Origin of the sequence: Achromobacter sp., from assembly GCF_036567245.1 — a bacterium.
In the GTDB taxonomy this organism is placed as follows: Bacteria; Pseudomonadota; Gammaproteobacteria; order Burkholderiales; family Burkholderiaceae_B; genus Achromobacter.
This window is the reverse complement of record NZ_DATCUY010000094.1, coordinates 1-16117: the sequence shown is the minus strand read 5'-3', so window position 1 is coordinate 16117 and position 16117 is coordinate 1. Positions and strand designations below refer to the sequence as shown.

The 16117-nt window shown below is 64.2% G+C and carries 14 protein-coding genes and 1 pseudogene; 7 read left to right on the top strand and 8 right to left on the bottom strand.

The window, feature by feature from the left end; translation table 11 throughout:
- Nucleotides 1-76: 76 nt before the first annotated feature.
- From VIR09_RS03945 to clsB, 4 genes are all read left to right on the top strand, one after another.
- A complete protein-coding gene (locus VIR09_RS03945) occupies nt 77-742 on the top strand; it encodes a DUF502 domain-containing protein (RefSeq protein ID WP_414639382.1) in 666 nt (221 codons plus the stop codon).
- A gap of 41 nt (nt 743-783) precedes the next feature.
- Nucleotides 784-2571, top strand: a complete 1788-nt coding sequence (aspS, locus tag VIR09_RS03940; protein WP_332011685.1) for an aspartate--tRNA ligase — start codon at nt 784-786, stop codon at nt 2569-2571.
- A gap of 291 nt (nt 2572-2862) precedes the next feature.
- Nucleotides 2863-3729: an endonuclease/exonuclease/phosphatase family protein gene (locus tag VIR09_RS03935; protein WP_332011684.1), complete on the top strand. Its 867-nt coding sequence runs from the start codon at nt 2863-2865 to the stop codon at nt 3727-3729.
- Nucleotides 3726-4937 (top strand): cardiolipin synthase ClsB, encoded by a 1212-nt coding sequence (gene clsB / locus VIR09_RS03930; protein ID WP_332011683.1) that lies wholly within the window; start codon nt 3726-3728, stop codon nt 4935-4937. Before VIR09_RS03935 ends, clsB begins: the two co-directional genes overlap by 4 nt.
- Nucleotides 4938-4948: 11 nt before the next feature.
- Here clsB and VIR09_RS03925 read toward each other — a convergent pair whose 3' ends face one another.
- The 5 genes from VIR09_RS03925 to pgi all read right to left on the bottom strand — a co-directional run bounded on the left by VIR09_RS03925 (nt 4949) and on the right by pgi (nt 10946).
- Nucleotides 4949-5818: a DMT family transporter gene (locus VIR09_RS03925; RefSeq protein ID WP_332011682.1), complete on the bottom strand. Its 870-nt coding sequence runs from the start codon at nt 5816-5818 to the stop codon at nt 4949-4951.
- A 19-nt stretch (nt 5819-5837) separates the two neighbouring features.
- Complete coding sequence (locus VIR09_RS03920) at nt 5838-7190, bottom strand: MFS transporter (RefSeq protein WP_332011687.1); 1353 nt, start codon at nt 7188-7190, stop codon at nt 5838-5840.
- Nucleotides 7191-7286: 96 nt separating this feature from the next.
- On the bottom strand, nt 7287-7856 hold the full coding sequence (locus VIR09_RS03915; protein ID WP_332011681.1) for a carbon monoxide dehydrogenase subunit G: 570 nt from the start codon (nt 7854-7856) through the stop codon (nt 7287-7289).
- 91 nt (nt 7857-7947) lie between these two features.
- Nucleotides 7948-9195: an O-antigen ligase family protein gene (locus tag VIR09_RS03910; protein WP_332011680.1), complete on the bottom strand. Its 1248-nt coding sequence runs from the start codon at nt 9193-9195 to the stop codon at nt 7948-7950.
- Between the two features lie 179 nt (nt 9196-9374).
- Complete coding sequence (pgi, locus tag VIR09_RS03905; protein ID WP_332011679.1) at nt 9375-10946, bottom strand: glucose-6-phosphate isomerase; 1572 nt, start codon at nt 10944-10946, stop codon at nt 9375-9377.
- A gap of 255 nt (nt 10947-11201) precedes the next feature.
- Here pgi and VIR09_RS03900 point away from each other — a divergent pair, with 255 nt between their 5' ends.
- The 3 genes from VIR09_RS03900 to VIR09_RS03890 all read left to right on the top strand — a co-directional run bounded on the left by VIR09_RS03900 (nt 11202) and on the right by VIR09_RS03890 (nt 14812).
- Complete coding sequence (locus VIR09_RS03900) at nt 11202-12305, top strand: glycosyltransferase (protein ID WP_332011678.1); 1104 nt, start codon at nt 11202-11204, stop codon at nt 12303-12305.
- A 169-nt stretch (nt 12306-12474) separates the two neighbouring features.
- A complete protein-coding gene (gene waaC / locus VIR09_RS03895) occupies nt 12475-13515 on the top strand; it encodes a lipopolysaccharide heptosyltransferase I (RefSeq protein WP_332011677.1) in 1041 nt (346 codons plus the stop codon).
- A gap of 1 nt (nt 13516) precedes the next feature.
- Nucleotides 13517-14812 (top strand): 3-deoxy-D-manno-octulosonic acid transferase, encoded by a 1296-nt coding sequence (locus tag VIR09_RS03890; RefSeq protein WP_332011676.1) that lies wholly within the window; start codon nt 13517-13519, stop codon nt 14810-14812.
- 36 nt (nt 14813-14848) lie between these two features.
- Here VIR09_RS03890 and VIR09_RS03885 read toward each other — a convergent pair whose 3' ends face one another.
- The 3 genes and pseudogenes from VIR09_RS03885 to VIR09_RS03875 all read right to left on the bottom strand — a co-directional run.
- Entirely contained in the window at nt 14849-15028 is a 180-nt protein-coding gene (locus VIR09_RS03885) for a hypothetical protein (RefSeq protein WP_332011675.1), read from the bottom strand.
- A 15-nt stretch (nt 15029-15043) separates the two neighbouring features.
- Nucleotides 15044-15850, bottom strand: coding sequence for a type III pantothenate kinase (locus tag VIR09_RS03880; RefSeq protein ID WP_332011674.1), 807 nt, complete (start codon nt 15848-15850; stop codon nt 15044-15046).
- Nucleotides 15847-16117 (bottom strand): annotated as a pseudogene (locus VIR09_RS03875) (biotin--[acetyl-CoA-carboxylase] ligase); the annotation flags it as partial. The pseudogene VIR09_RS03875 and the gene VIR09_RS03880, both read right to left, overlap by 4 nt.

Genomic DNA, 16117 nt, shown 5'->3' with positions numbered 1-16117 from the left:
GCCACGCCCGCAGCCCCGGCCGCCCCGGCGACGCCTGCTGCCGGTAGCGCCGCTTCCTAGAGCACACGCGATGCGTATGCGCGTCATCAAGAAGTACTTCATCACCGGCCTGCTGATCTGGGTTCCCCTGGTCATCACGGTGTGGGTGCTGGGCTTGCTGGTCGCGACCCTCGAAGGGTTCGTGCCCGGCTTCCTGTCGTCCGAATCGCTGTTCGGCATCGACATTCCCGGCTTCCGCTTCGTTCTGGTCATCGTGGTGGTGCTTCTGACGGGCGTGTTCGCCGCCAACCTGATCGGCCGCACCATGGTGGACCAGTGGGAAAACATGCTGGGCCGCATACCCCTGGTGCGCTCGATCTACAACTCGGTCAAGCAGGTCAGCGATACCGTGCTTGCCCCCAACGGCCAGGCCTTTCGCCGTGCGGTGCTGGTGCAGTATCCGCGCGCGGGCAGTTGGACCATTGCTTTCGTTACCGGCACGCCCAGCGGCGAAGTGGCCGACCGGCTACCCGGCGACCACATCAGCGTGTACGTGCCGACCACGCCGAATCCCACGTCCGGCTTCTTCCTGATGGTCCCGCGCGCTGACGCGATCGATCTTCAGATGAGCGTGGACGCGGCATTGAAGTACATCGTTTCCATGGGCGTAGTCGCCCCGGTTCAGGCGGCGACGCCGGTGGACCGGCCGGCCGCTCCCGTCCCGGCTCCTGGCGTGCAGGACACGCCTCGCGCCGATTCGTAACCCTTACGCTATAACCAAGCACATAAACGGAGTCATCCCGCATGCGTACCTGCTACACCGGCCAGGTTTGCCGTGACCATCTCGGCCAGACCGTCACCCTGTACGGCTGGGTGAACCGCCGCCGCGACCACGGCGGGGTCATCTTCATCGATCTGCGCGACCGCGCGGGTCTGGCGCAGATCGTGTTCGATCCGGACAATGCCGCCTTCGCCACCGCGGAGCGCCTGCGCAATGAATTCTGCATCCGCGTCACCGGCCTGGTGCGCGAGCGTCCGGCGGGCACTGCCAACGCCGAGCTGGCTTCGGGCGAAATCGAAGTGCTCTGCAAGGAAGTCGAGATCCTGAACGCGTCGGTCACGCCGCCGTTCCAGCTGGATGACGACAACCTCTCGGAAACGACGCGCCTCACGCATCGCGTGCTGGACCTGCGCCGTCCGCAGATGCAGCGCAACCTGATGCTGCGTTATCGCGTGTCGATCGAAACGCGCAAGTTCCTGGACCAGCTGGGTTTCATCGACATCGAAACCCCGATGCTGGCCAAGAGCACGCCCGAAGGCGCGCGCGACTACCTGGTGCCCTCGCGTGTGAACGCCGGCCACTTCTTCGCGCTGCCGCAATCGCCGCAGCTGTTCAAGCAGATGCTGATGGTGTCCGGTTTCGACCGCTACTACCAGATCACCAAGTGCTTCCGCGACGAAGACCTGCGCGCCGACCGCCAGCCTGAATTCACCCAGATCGACTGCGAAACCTCGTTCCTGAACGAATTCGAGATCCGTGAAATCTTCGAGAACCTGATCCGCCACGTGTTCAAGGTGGTGCAGGGTGTCGACCTGGCGTCGCCGTTCCCGATCATGCCGTGGACCGAAGCCATGCGTCGCTACGGCTCGGACAAGCCGGACCTGCGCGTAAAGCTCGAATTCACCGACATCACCGACGTCATGCGCGACGTGGACTTCAAGGTGTTCGCCGCCGCCGCCACGGCGCCCGGCAGCCGCGTGGTCGCCTTGCGCGTGCCTGGCGGCGCCGAAATGTCGCGCAGCGAGATCGACGGCTACACCCAGTTCGTCGGCATCTATGGCGCCAAGGGCCTGGCCTACATCAAGGTCAACGAAGTGGCCAAGGGCCGCGAAGGCCTGCAATCGCCCATCGTCAAGAACCTGCATGACGCTGCCCTGGCCGAACTGGTCAAGCGCACCGGCGCGCAAGATGGCGACATCATTTTCTTCGGCGCGGATCGCGAGAAGGTCGTCAATGACGCCATCGGCGCGCTGCGCGTGAAGATCGGCCACAGCGAATTCGGCAAAAAGACGGGCTTGTTCGAAGCCGGTTGGCAGCCGCTGTGGGTGGTCGACTTCCCCATGTTCGAATACGACGAGGAAGACGGCCGCTACACCGCCGCCCACCACCCCTTCACCAGCCCGAAGGATGGCCACGAAGACTTCCTGGAAACCGATCCCAGCAAGGCGTTCGCCAAGGCCTACGACATGGTGCTGAACGGTTGGGAAATCGGCGGCGGCTCGGTCCGTATCCATCGCGAGGAAGTGCAGAGCAAGGTGTTCCGCGCGCTCAAGATCGGCGCCGAGGAAGCACGCGAGAAGTTCGGCTACCTGCTGGACGCGCTGCAGTATGGCGCGCCTCCGCATGGCGGCATCGCTTTCGGCCTGGACCGTATCGTCACGATGATGACCGGCGCCGAATCGATCCGCGACGTGATCGCCTTCCCGAAGACCCAGCGTGCCCAGGATCTGCTGACCCAGGCGCCCTCGGAAGTCGACGAGAAGCAACTGCGCGAACTGCACATCCGCTTGCGCAACGTAGAACCGAAGTAGTCCCCCCCCGAAGCGCCGTAGGCGCTTCCCCCCCAGGGGGGCGCCGCTACGGACCGGCGGAGCCCGGATCCGTGCGGCCCCGCTTGGGGGGCGTTGTTTGCTTGCGGGGTGGGGTGCTCGACTGGGCGCTGGGACCTGCCGTTGTTTGAGGACCGGGTCAGCCCGCGGCGGTGGGAACGGTCTTCTGAATTGGAGTAATCTGGCAAACGCCGCCTGATTTGGCGGTGCTGGCCGGGCTTCTTTTTTTGCAGTGGCCGGCGGTTCCCCAGTTTTGAAAGGCGCCATTTTTCCATGTCGCTCATCCGCGTCGTCAGCTACAACATACACAAGGGCCGCTCGGCATTGGGCCGGCGCGACTCCCTGAATGAATTGCGTCTGGGCCTTTATGGCCTGCGTCCGGACCTGGTCTTCCTGCAGGAGGTCCAGGGCCGCAATGAGCAGAAATCGCTGCTCGATGCCCAGCACGAATCCCTTGCCGCCGCCTTGCGGCTGGATGTGGCCTATGGGCGCAATGCCGTCCGCCACGAGACGGACCACGGCAATGCGCTGTTGTCGCGTTTTCCCATTCTTGACCACGAAAACCTGGATATTTCCGACCACCGGCTGGAGCAGCGCGGGCTGCTGCACGCCCGTATCGAGCTGGGCGGGCGAGCCGTGCATTGCTTCGTCGTGCACCTGGGCCTGTTTGCCGGTAGCCGCAGCCGCCAGATACTGGCGTTGACCGAGCGTATCCGGCACATGGTGCCGGACGGCGAACCCATCCTGATCGCGGGTGATTTCAATGATTGGGGTGACCGCCTGGCGCCGTTGTTCGTGCAGCAGCTGGGTCTGTACGAAGTGTTCTCGCATGCGCCGCGCAGCCATGGCGGCGAATTGCCGCGCCTGCGCGATTCGGTCAAGCGCCTGAGCAATGCCCTGCGCGGACTGCCCAATAGCGGCGTCTCCGTCATGGAGCGTACCAACCAGCTCGGCATGGGCGACAGTTCGCGTCTGCTGCTTCCGCCGCCGCGCACCTTCCCCGCGGTGTTTCCGTGGTTCCGCCTGGACCGCATCTACCAGCGCGGCTTCGCCGTGCGCAGCGCGCGTGTGTTGCGCGGCCGCGAATGGGCCAAGCTTTCTGATCATTCCCCCTTGCTGGCCGAGCTGGAACTGCCGTGAGGGCAGAGCAGTCCAAGCTGGACTGGACGCAGGGCAACGACATCCGGTTGCTCCAGAACGGCGCCGATTTCTTTCCCGCGCTGTGCGCGGCCATCGATGCCGCCCAGGTCAGCGTGCACCTGGAAACCTATATCTTCACGCCGGACCGCACCGGTTCCCGGGTGCTGGACTGCCTGGAGGCGGCCGTCCGACGCGGGGTGAAGGTGCGCGTCGTGCTGGACGGCTTCGGCAGCGCCGAGTTCGTCGACCCCTTGCGCACCCGGCTGACCAACGCCGGCGCGCAGTGCCGTATCTTCCGCCCCGAGCCGCGCTGGTTCGCGCGCTACATCCCGTCGCGCAGCCGCTTGCGGCGCCTGCACCGCAAGGTCACGGTGGTGGACGGGCGCATCGCCTTCATTGGCGGCATCAACATCATCGACGATTACGATGACCAGGACCCGACGGACGGCATCACCGGGCCGCGCTTCGATTTCGCGGTGCAGGTGCAAGGGCCGCTGGTCACCGAGGCCGCCTATGCCCAGGAACTGCTGTGGGTGCGGCTGAACTGGGCGCGCCTGCGCCGCCATCCGCGCGACTGGAACCGCATGCGGCTGCTGAAGCCGCGCCACGCTTCCGTTGCGCCCTGTGGCGAGCTGCGCGCCGCGCTGGTGCTGCGCGACAACTTGCGGTTCCGTCAGACCTTCGAGCGCGCCTACCTGTATGGCATCGCGCATGCGCGCCGCGACATCCTGATCGCCAACGCCTATTTCTTCCCTGGCCGCCAGTTCCGCCGCGCACTCGCCAAGGCCGCCGCGCGCGGCGTGCGCGTGCGTCTGCTGCTGCAAGGCAAGATCGAATACCGCATGCAGTACCACGCCACGCGCTCGCTGTACGACCAGCTGCTGCGCGATGGCATCGAGATCTACGAGTACATGCCCAGCTACTTGCACGCCAAGGTGGCGGTCATCGACAACGTGGCGACCGTGGGCTCGTCCAACCTCGACCCCTTCAGCCTGCTGCTGGCGCGCGAAGCCAACGTCGTCGTGGACGACCAGCCGTTTTCCTGGGACCTGCAGGAACGGCTGGAGGCGGCCATCCGGGAAGGCGGGCGCTTCATCCGGCCGCTGGAATACCAGCGCCGGGGATGGTTGCGGCGCTGGGTCGACGCGGTTTCCTATACGCTGCTGCGCATCGGGGTGGCGTTGACGGGGACCTCGGACAAGTACTGAACGCGGCGCGCTCAGGCGCGCCGCTTGATCAAACCCAGCGCCAGAGCCGTGCCGACCAGGATGACGGCGGCGCCCGCCGCGATCGACGGCGTGATGCTCTCGTCCAGGAACCAGGACCCCCACAACACGCCGAAGATCGGCACCAGGAAGGTGACGCTGACGGCGCCGGTCGGCCCGACATTGGCGATCAGGCGGAAGAAGATGATGTAGGCCGCGCCCGTGCACACCACGGCCAGCAGGATGGTGGCGATCCAGGCCTGCATGGACGCGGGCGCCTCGGGCCAGTGGGTCACCGCCAGGGGCAGCAGCACCAGCGTCGCGCCTATCATGCTGCCGGTAGCGTTGGCCAGGGCGTCCACGCCGGTCAGGAAGCGCTTGGTCCAATTGGCCGCAATGCCGTAGAACACCGGCGCCGATACCGCCGCCAGCACCGCCGGCCCCGTGCCGCCATCGTTGAAGTTCAGCTTGTCCCACACCAGCACCACGATGCCGACCACGCCTATCATCAGCCCCAGGGAGCGCATCCAGGGCAGCTTGTCCTTGAGCCACAGCCAGCCGATGACTGCGCCCCATACCGGTGTCACTGCGTTGGCCACCGACAGGAAGCCGGCGCCCAGCGATTGCGCGGCATAGGCGAACAACAGGAAGGGCACCGCCGCGTTCAGCACGCCCACCATCAGCAAGGCCTTCCAGTGCCGCGCAATGACGGGCAGCTTGCCGCGCCACAGGGCGGCAGGCAGCAGAACCAGCGCGGCCAGGCCCACGCGCAGTTCGATCAGCGCGATCGGTCCGAATTCCGGGACCGCCAGGCGCATGAAAAGGAAGGAGCCGCCCCAGACGGCAGCCAGGAGCAGCAGATCCAGCAAGTTGCGTTGACGCATGTTCAGTCCCGCTTGGGGCTCATTTGCGGTTCGTGGCCAGGTTCTTCATCTTGACCCGGTAGGCCAGCAGGGCACAGGTCAGCGAAAGGACGATACACAGCACCAAGCCTGCGCGCACTCCGTTTAGTACCGTGCTGTGGGAAATAATGATGCCGACCAGGGCTGTTCCCAGCGCGCTGCCGATGGCGCGGGTGGTCTGGACCAGCGCGGAAGCCACGCCCACGTCGCGCCGCTCGCTCAGCATCTGCATGAAGAGGGTCAGGTTGGGCAACAGGAAGCCCAACGCACAGCCGTTGACGAAGAAGGCAGCCAGGATCCACCAGGCGGAGGTGCCCGGCGAGATCAGCAGCACCATCAGCGAGCCGGCCGCCAGCAGGCCGCCGCCGAATACCATCAGGCGCTGCGGCTCGCTCTGCTTGGGGAACAGGCGGCCATTGATGATGCTGCCAACCGATATCGCCGCAACCAGCGGCGTGAGCAGCAGCCCGGCCTCGCTCGGGCTGTAGTTCAGCACCTGCTGCAGCAGCAGCGGGCTGTAGAAGATCTGCACGAACATGACCGCGCCCACCATCATCGCCGCCAGATTCAGCAGCCGCGATTCCGCGCCGCCCAGCACGCGCAGCGGAAAGATGGGGGAACTTACGCGCCGTTCCGTGGGAATCAGGATGGCGATGGCCGCCACGCCCACCACGGCCAGGGCCAATCCCAGCATGGGGCGGGCATGGTCGCCGCTGGCAAACGCCAGTTCCAGCGCAGCCAGTGGCGCACCCACCGCCAGGACCAGCAGAATGGCGCCAAGCCAGTCGATCTTGCGGCTGCCGTCATGGATGGGCCGGATGCGAGGGAAATAGCGGGCCAGCAGGAAAAACGCGCCCGCAGCCGCGATCGGCGCGATGAAGAAGGCTGCGCGCCAGCCGAGCGCCTGCGTCGCCGCCCCGCCCAGCACCGGACCGATGCCGCTGGCCATGGCGAATGCCGCCGACACCAGCGCCATCCAGCGTACCCGCTGCTTGGCGTCGGGAAACAGGTCCGCCGGGGCGGCGAACGCGGTCGCGATCATCATCCCGCCGCCTATGCCTTGCAGCGACCGGAAGATGATCAGTTGGGTCATGGTCTGCGACAGGCCACAGGCAATGGAGCCCAGCGCCACAATCAGCACCGACAGCAGCATCAGCGGTTTGCGGCCGAACATGTCGCCCAGCCGCCCGAAAATCAGGATGGATGCGGCGGTGGCCAGCAGGTAGCCCGTTCCCACCCAGGCATACAACGCCATGCCATTGAGTGCCTCGGCCACGCGCGGCAGGGTGGTGCTGATGATGGTGGAATCCAGCGCGGCCAGGACCACCGTCGCCGAAACCCCCGCCATGCCCATCAGCAGGTCGCGTCGCGTATGGACGGGGGTGGATGGGGACTGTGATTCAGGTGGCGGCGTCATGCCGCACAGAATATCACCAGCGCGTCAGGGATTTCACTTATAGAAGGCGTGATAACCCCAGAAAACCGCGATGACCAGCACCACCATGATCCAGGACCAGCGCGAATTGGACAGCCCGCGCGGCTCTGGTTCGGGAGGCGGCGGCGGCGGCGCAAGACGGGGTTGGCCGGCCATGTAGTCGATGAAGGTGGCGAAGAACTTCTGGATGATCTTGTCGCCTGCCTTCAGCAGCATCCCCTCGCCGTATTCCGCCAGCTTGCCGCCGGTCATGCAGGCAACGGTATAGGCGACCCGCGTGCCTTGGTCCTTGGCGCTGAGGTTGATCTGCGCCGTTCCGATGGCCAGGCAGGCGGCGCGCCCCTTGCCTTCGAAGACCAGCGTGCAGCTGTTGTGCGGGTCAACGTCGGACATGAGGATTTCGCCGTCATAGTCGGTGTCGATGCCGGCTACCTTGGCGTGCAGCTTGACGGCGTACTCGGTCGGACTGAGGCGGGAGACCTCCACGCAGCCCGGGATACATCGCTGCAACACGGCAGGATCGGTCAGAGCGTCCCAAGTCTGATGCTGGGTCGAAGGAATCCACTGGGCATCTGCAATGCGCATGGCTGTCTCCTTGCGAGAGTCACAGCCCTATTGTGGCCCTAGTTGCGCATTTTGACCATGGCTGTGGCGGTCGCAAGCGTCCGCCCACTTGCTACGAGCTCGAGCTTCGTTTTCTGTCGCTCAGGACCAGCAGCCATGCCAGCAGCGTCACATATAGCGAGATATTGTGCATCGAGCGGAACATAAGCTCCGTCAGTCCGAATATCGCGAACCCCAATGTCAGAGCGGTTCCCATGGCAGCCGCTACGCGGACTGGCTGAGGGTTTGTCGCAGTCATCCTGCGCAAGAATATGCCGGCGGGAACAAAGTAAAGAAGCGTCAGCGCCAGGCCTCCCAGCAGCCCATAGCTGGCCAGCATCTGCAGCATGTCGTTATGGGGTTCGCCGAAGTCTTGCGCGACAAAGGGCGAAACGACCCCTGTCGCTACTCGTGCCTCAAGTTCCGGAACGAATCTGTCGGAGCCGCCCAGGCCGAAGATGGGTTCCACTTCGATCATTTGACTTGCGGCCCGCCATAGCTGGAGCCGGATACAGACGGAGGTATCGGCCGTCGCGTTGGCGCCTTGGCATGCGTGAAATTCGTCGATGCCTTGTTCAACACGGTCGCGTAAAGCTTGATTGGTGGATCCGATCGCAACGAGAACGGCAACGCCTGCGATCAACAGGCCAAACGCGCGGAACGGGTGCCGCAGATGGCCGAATAACCACATGGCAATAAACAGAAGCAGGGGGATCGCCATCCATCCGCTACGCGTTTGCGTGAACACGAAGCCTGCGAAAACGACAATGACGGTCAGGACTTTGAAGTACTTTTCAAGTCGTGCGTGCTTGGACAGCTGCCATCCTATGCTGCAAAAAGTGATGAATAGCCAAAGCAGCATCAGATTGCTGTAGGTAACTGCGTTGTATTCGGGGGTGTTCGGGCGATTCCAGTTGGGAAAGACCAGCCAGAAAACAATTCCAGCCGAAGCCCACCCAGCAATCAATATGCCCCAGAACACATTCCGAAGCGATGCTGGGTTGATGCTCAGCAGCGCGCCCAGGATGACGGGAAAGCCAAGGCTGATGCGCAGGCCTCGTTCCAGGGAAGGGGCGTGAGTAATGTCATGTGCATACTGGCTAAGTGCGATTGCACAGAAAGGTACAAGCAGGGCCGCAACGACCCAGGTGTAATCCTTCAGGCTGTTCCAGGTCTCCCGCCATCCCCCCTCCCGGGTGAAACACCGAACCAGGCATAGGGAAAAAACCACGTAAAACAATGCGCTACCGCCGCCGACCGTCATGGTGGCAATCGGCATGGCCCCTAGCAGGGCGACAATAATGAAAGGGAGAAAGGCCATGACTGTAGGCAAAGATGGGGGAATGTCAGAGGCCGGGCGCCAGCTGGGAGGTAGCGCTCGCCATTAATTAATTTCTGTAATTACAGGCGAGGCCTTGATAGATAGGTTCAATCTAAAACGGGGGTGTGAAACACGACATTGTATCGTTGTATTCCTGTCGCTCGCAGTAGCGCGTCTTGCTAGCGCTTCTCGGCCAAGATCGAAATCCAATGTTGAGTCGAAAGATCATGGGCCGCGCTTTGCGGAGCGCCATGCAGCTCCTCCAAAATACCGCTAGCCATCTGTTTTCCCGCCTCGACGCCCCACTGGTCGAAGGGATTGATTCCCCATACGAGCGCTTGCACGAAAATCTTGTGTTCATAGAGAGCCAGCAGGGCGCCCAGCGCATAAGGGGTCAGGCGGGGCAGCACGAACAACGTGGAGGGCCGGCCGCCTCGGTGCTTGCGATGTCGGGCCAGCCAGGCAGCTTTCTCTGCCGGCATGCCTTGGGCCAACATGGCGGCCAGGTCTGCATCGAATGAGGTTCCTTGCAGCAGCGTCTGGCGTTGGGCCAGGCAGTTCGCCAATAGCATGGCGTGCTCTTCCACCCATTGATGATCCGCTTCGCGGCACATGATGAAGTCCACGGCGGCGCCGTCCGTGCCTTGGTGCAGCCATTGGAAGAACGTGTGCTGGCCATCGGTGCCCGGCATGCCCCAAACGGCGGCGCCGGTGGGCACTGTGACAGGTCGGCCCGCCATATCTACGGATTTCCCCAAGGATTCCATGTCCAGCTGCTGTAGATAGGGGGCCAGGAATTGCAGGCGTGCGTCATAGGCAGCGATGCTGAGGGATCCGTAGCCCAACACGCTGCGATTGGCTATGCCTGCCAGCGCCAGCTGAGCCGGGGCGTTTTCGGCAATGGGCGCATGGGCGAAATGGTGGTCCATGGCCGCGGCTCCGGCGCGAACGCCGTCAATGACATCAAGGCCCACCGCCATTGCGACTGGGAGACCGACCGCCGACCAAAGTGAATAGCGCCCGCCCACCCAATCCCAGAATTCGAAGATCTGGTGGGCAGGAATGCCAAGCGCACGCGCCGCGGTTGGCCGGGCAGTGATGGCGACAACTTGGTCACACGGGGCTTCGATGCCGGCTTGTTCGAGCCAGCGAATCGCGCGTCGTAGATTGGCCAGGGTTTCTGTCGTAGTGAAGGATTTAGACGTTACGACAATCAAGGTGCTTGCCGCATCCATGCCCAGGATGGCGTCTTCCAGAGCATGCCCATCGATGTTGGCGACGTATCTCAGGGTCCGCCGCGTCTGCTTGCCGCCGCATGCGTCGGCAAGCAGACGTACGCCCCAGTCGCTGCCTCCGATGCCGATGTGTATCACTGCCTTCCATCTGCCGCCGGCATCCGCTTGTTGCACGAATTCGCGCACGCGTTGACGTTCGCGCGCCACCTGCTCGATCGGATCAGGCGCGCGCAACATGGTGTGCCACGCGGCACGGTCTTCCGTTCTGTTGACGTGCTCCCCGGCCAAAAGCGCCGCGCGCGCACGTTCGAAACCGCGGGCGCTCAGCAAGTCGATACCTGCCGTCTGGACAGCTGGGGATGTGACCTGTGCGCTCAGATCGACGGTAAGGCCCGCCGCTTCTATCAGGCGGAGTTCATCAGGAACGAACGCCGCATCTTGAATGGCTTGCGCATAGGCGCGCCATTCAGGCATTTGCGTCAGAGTCGCGCATACAGCAAGGTCTGGGGGCAGCATGTTTATGAGAATGCGTCTTGGTTCTTAGGCGAGTGTACGGAGGCGGCCCAGTCCGGGAGACCGGCGGTCATGTCTAACCGCAGAGGCCTAGCCGCAGAGGCGCGAGTTTAGCTGCTGGCGGAATCCCGGGGAAGCATCTTCCTATTATCTTGCAAAACCCGGTTCCATTCTTTTCCAGGGCGATCCAATTTGTTTTCGTGTTTTATCTTCGTCTGACGCTACAATCGCGCCAGTTCCTTTCCGGTTATCTTCTCCATGCTGTACGTCCTCGTAGCGTTCCTGGTTTCGCTCATATCAACTTTGTTGATTGTGCGCTACCGCTCTTGGCATGATGGTCTAACGGCTGATCATGATATCGAGGGTGTGCAGAAGTATCATTCGGTTCCAGTTCCCCGAATCGGCGGATTGTCGCTGCTCATGGCCAGCGGGGTGACGTGCGCTCTGGTCGCGGTTCGCGAGCCCGAGGTGCTTCCGAGCCTGGTGGTATTGCTTGCTGCATCCATGCCCGCCTTTCTCGGCGGGTTTGTCGAGGATCTGACCAAGCAAGTCAGGGTTTTAGTCCGACTCGGCCTGGCAATGTTGTCGGGCGTAGTGGCCTATTATTTTTTGGGTGCGGCGATAACTCGCGTCGATATTATTGGAATCGATTGGTTGCTGCAGTTTTCATTAGTTTCGCTTCTCTTTACTGCAGTGGCGATTGGCGGCGCAGCCAATGCAATTAATATAATTGACGGGTATAACGGCTTGGCGGCGGTGGTGTCGGCAATGATATTGGCGGGATTCGCCTATGTCTCGTTCTATCTGGGTGACCGATTTTTATTGATTGTGGCATTGAGCACGCTGGGCGGCATCGTCGGATTCCTGCTATTGAACTATCCGCGCGGCCATATATTTCTCGGAGACGGCGGGGCCTATTTTCTGGGATTCATAATCGGCGAACTGTCGGTGCTGATGCTTGCAAGACACCCTGAGGTTTCGGCCTGGTTTCCGCTCTTGCTGTGTATCTATCCTGTGTTTGAGACATTGTTTTCCATTTATCGCAAGAAATGGCTGCGGGGGCGTTCGCCTGGAGCGCCGGATGGCGTGCATCTGCACATGCTGATCTACAAGCGGTTGGTGCGCTGGGCTATCGGGTCGCGTGAAATGCGCCATCAAACACAGCGCAACGCCATGACCTCGCCCTATTTGTGGCTGCTGTCGTCGCTTGCCGTGATACCCGCGGTGTTGTTCTGGCAGGAACCTTATCTATTGATGTTCTTTACGGCGGCATTCTCCACTCTATATGTGGTGCTTTACCGCCGGCTGGTTTTGTTCCGCATGCCGAAATGGATGATTTTGAAGAAGAAGAAAGGGCATTGATCTTGCCGCACGAAGCATAGCTGCCGTTTGTTTTATCCCTGGGACGCCGTCTTGCGGGCGAGGTTGCGATCAATGCGGGAAGGCGCAATGTTGTTGTAAAGTTCGGGCTGCGTTGAGCGGCGTCTGCCACCATCTGGCCGAGGGTCGCGCCAAGCACGAATCTTTGCACATGCCTACAAGAATCCTCATCGTCCGCACCTCGTCCCTCGGTGATCTCGTGCACATGCTGCCGGCAATATCCGACATTGCCCGCCATGTTCCGGATGCCCAGATCGACTGGATCGCGGAAGAAGCCTTTGCCGACATTCCTTCCTGGCATCCGGCAGTCAATCAGGTCATCAAGGTCGCCCATCGCCGCTGGCGCAAGGCCTGGTGGTCGGCGGACGTGCGGGCGGAGCGCAAAGCGTTGAAGGAACGCCTGCGCTCGGTGCAGTACGACATTGTCCTGGACATGCAGGCGCTCTTGAAATCCGCCTGGCTGGTGCGCCAGACCCGTGGCGTGCGGCATGGGCTGGACTGGCGTTCGGCCCGTGAACCGCTGGCGTCGTTGTTCTACAACGTGCGGCATCGGGTGGAGTTCTGGCAGCCGGCGGTGATCCGCCAGCGCAAGCTTGCCGCCCTGACGTTCGGCTACCAATACGCCGGCGCGCCCGATTTCGGCCTGCAGGCTTTCGCGCGCCAAGCGACACAGGCTGCGGCGGACCCCGTGCTCGAAGTCGGCAGCGAGGGCCTGAATGTCGGCGAGTTGCCGCGTTTGCACCATCTGGATACGGACCGCGGCTACGCCGTGATCATGCCGTCGGCCAGCCGCGACGACAAACTCTGGCCCGAAGATGACTGGCGCGCCGTCTTTCGCCGCTTGCGCGAGGCCGGATGCACCCTGAAATTGCTGGCGGGGAATGACCAGGAAGCCGAGCGTGCCCGATTGCTCGTTGCCGGCATGGATGGCGCCGAGGTGATGCCGCGCATGGATCTGAGCGCGGTGGCGCGCCTGCTGGCCGGATCGCGTCTGATGGTGGGGCTGGACAGCGGCCTGACCCATCTGTCGGCCGCGCTGGGCCGTCCTACCATCGGCATCTACCGCGCCTCGACTCCGGTGCGCACGCCGCTGGTCGGCTCCAGCTACACCGCCAGCCTGGGCGACCGCGGGGCTTCGCCTTCGCGCGAGGCCGTGATGGCGGCGGTGGAGCAGGCCTTGGCCGCCCAGTGACATGAACCGCGGCGTCTACTCGCTGGCGCTCAGGGCTCTGTCACCGCTGGTCTGGCTCTGGATGGGCCACCGTGCCCGGCGCGCGGGCGGCCAGTGGGAAATCTTTTCTGCCGAACGCTTCGGGCATGCCGCAGCGGCTGCCATCCCTTCTGCGTCCTGGACGGCTCCCGTCTGGGTGCATGCGGTCAGCCTGGGCGAGACGCGCGCCGCGCAGCCCTTGCTGCAGGCCCTGCTCGACCGGGGCCTGCCGGTGCTGCTGACACACATGACGGCCACTGGCAGGGCCGAGGGCGCGCGCCAGTATGCTGACGCGATCGCTCGCGGGCAGTTGCGCCAGGCATGGCTGCCCTACGACTTTCCCGGCGCGACCCGCCGTTTCATGGCGAGCTGGCGGCCGCGTTGCGGCTTGCTCATCGAGCGCGAGATCTGGCCGAACTTGCTGGCGGCCGCTCGCAAAGCGGGCGTACCCATGGCGCTGGTCAGCGCCCGGTTCTCGGCGTCGTCGCTGCGGCAGGCGGGCAGGATGGGTGGCGTGATGCGCGAAGCCCTGGGCGGACTGGATTCGGTGCTGGCACAAACCGCCGAGGACGCGGATCGGCTGGTTCAGGCGGGGGCGCCGCAACCGGTTGTGACGGGCAATCTGAAATTCGATCTGGTCCTGCCTGCGGCGCAAGTTGCCGCGGGGCAGGCCTGGCGCGCACAACTGGGCCGGCGCGTGGTGGCGGTGGCCAGCACGCGCGAGGGCGAGGACGGCGGCTTCATCGAGGCCATCAAGCGCCATGCCGCCCAGCCGGGCGCGCCCCTGTTCTTGTTGATTCCGCGGCATCCACAGCGCTTTGACGAGGCCGCGCGCCTGCTGTCGGAGGCTGGGCTGCCATACGTCCGGCGGTCCGAGGGCGAGGCGCCGGGGCCGGAGACGGCGGTGCTGCTGGGCGACACGCTGGGCGAGATGGCGTTCTACTACGCCGCTTCGGACGCCGCGATCGTTGCGGGCAGTTTCGCGCCGCTGGGTGGGCAGAACCTGATCGAGGCCTGCGCGGCGGGCGTGCCGGTCATCGTCGGTCCGCATACCTTCAATTTCAAGCAGGCGGCGGAAGACGCCATCGCGGCGGGTGCAGCGTTGCGAGCGGCCGATGCTGCCGAGGCGGTGAATGCGGCAATGACGCTGCTGGCGGACGAGCCGCGCCGCCACCGCGCGGCGGAGGCGGCGTTGGCATGGTTCCGCATGCATTCGGGCGCCACTGAGCGCACGCTGGACGCGCTGGCGCCATGGCTGGAGGCGGGAAGGGCGGGCTAGCGCCCACCTCGGCAGGCGCGTGTGCCGTACGGGGCTTCAGGGCGCGGTGCGAGCAGGCGCCGTCTTGGGGACCAGGGTCACCGCGTCCGGATTCAATTGCTGGTTGAAGCGGCGCGGGTCGCGGCCTTCGTCCTCGGGGCGCACGCCCAGCCAGCCCTGGCCCAGCGCATAGACCCCCAGATTCGCAAGCAGAATGAGGATGAAGAGCACGCGCATGGCCGGGGGCTCCGTTCAGGCGTCGACGTTCAGGGTGGCGCGGGCAACCGCGGCCAGACCGTCCAGGACGGGGTGATCCAGATAGATAGGCACGGGCGAGGCGCCGAAGGCGCCGCCAGCATCCGCCAGCAAACGTTCGATCTCCTGGTGTACTTCGGGCCAGCCGCCGCCCGCCGCGTAGATTTGCGGCGTCTGGCCGTAGCGCTGGCGTCCGGCCAGCCACTGGCGCACGACCGCGCCCGCCTGCGCGGCGGCGATGCCCGAGGCGATGGCCTCGTGCGTGTCCGTCGGGTAGGCCACGACCTGGCCGTTGGCGATGGGGAGATTGGCGGTGCCATGGGCCAGGGCGCTGCGCATCATGGCCGGGCCGGGCAGGATCAGGCCGCCGGCGAAGACGTTGTCGGGGCCGACGGTATCGATGGTGGTGGCGGTGCCGAAGCTGGCCAGCACGAAGGGCGGGTGCGCGCCAGGCAGGCGCGACAGCACGCCCAGCAGCGAGGCCCAGCGGTCGGCGCCCAGCTGCGTGGGGGTCTTGTAGCTGTTGACCAGCCCCAGCGTGCTGGCCTGCGACAGCGACCAAGCCACCGTGCAGCCGTGTTTTTGCAGTATGGCGGCGATGGCTGCGCCACGGGTCTCGCCGGCCACATTGACCCCAAGCGCGCGCAAAGGGCGGCGGGGCAAGGTGGACAGCCAGCGGTCCAGAGCGTCAAGGTCCAGACCGTCGAAGGCGACCGCCGCCGGCTCGCGCGGCGTGTCGGGGTTGCCGGCGTCCAGCCAACCCACCTTGAGACGGCTGTTGCCGGAGTCGATGAGAATAATCATGCTTGGCGTCGAATCGAGATTTCACCGACCAGGATCGGTTGGGTGCCCTCGGGCGTTTGCACCAGCAGGCGGCCTTGCTCGTCCACGCCGCAGGCGGTGCCGCCTAGAAGGATAGCGCCCTTGTCCAGCACGTTGACCTTGCGGCCAGCCAAAGCGTCCACCTGGTCGAATCGCTGCCTGAAGGCGCCAAAGCCCTCGCGCTCCAGGGTCTGGACTGCTTCGAGCCAGGCCATGGCGCCGGCGCAGACCAGGTCGGCGGCGGTCGCC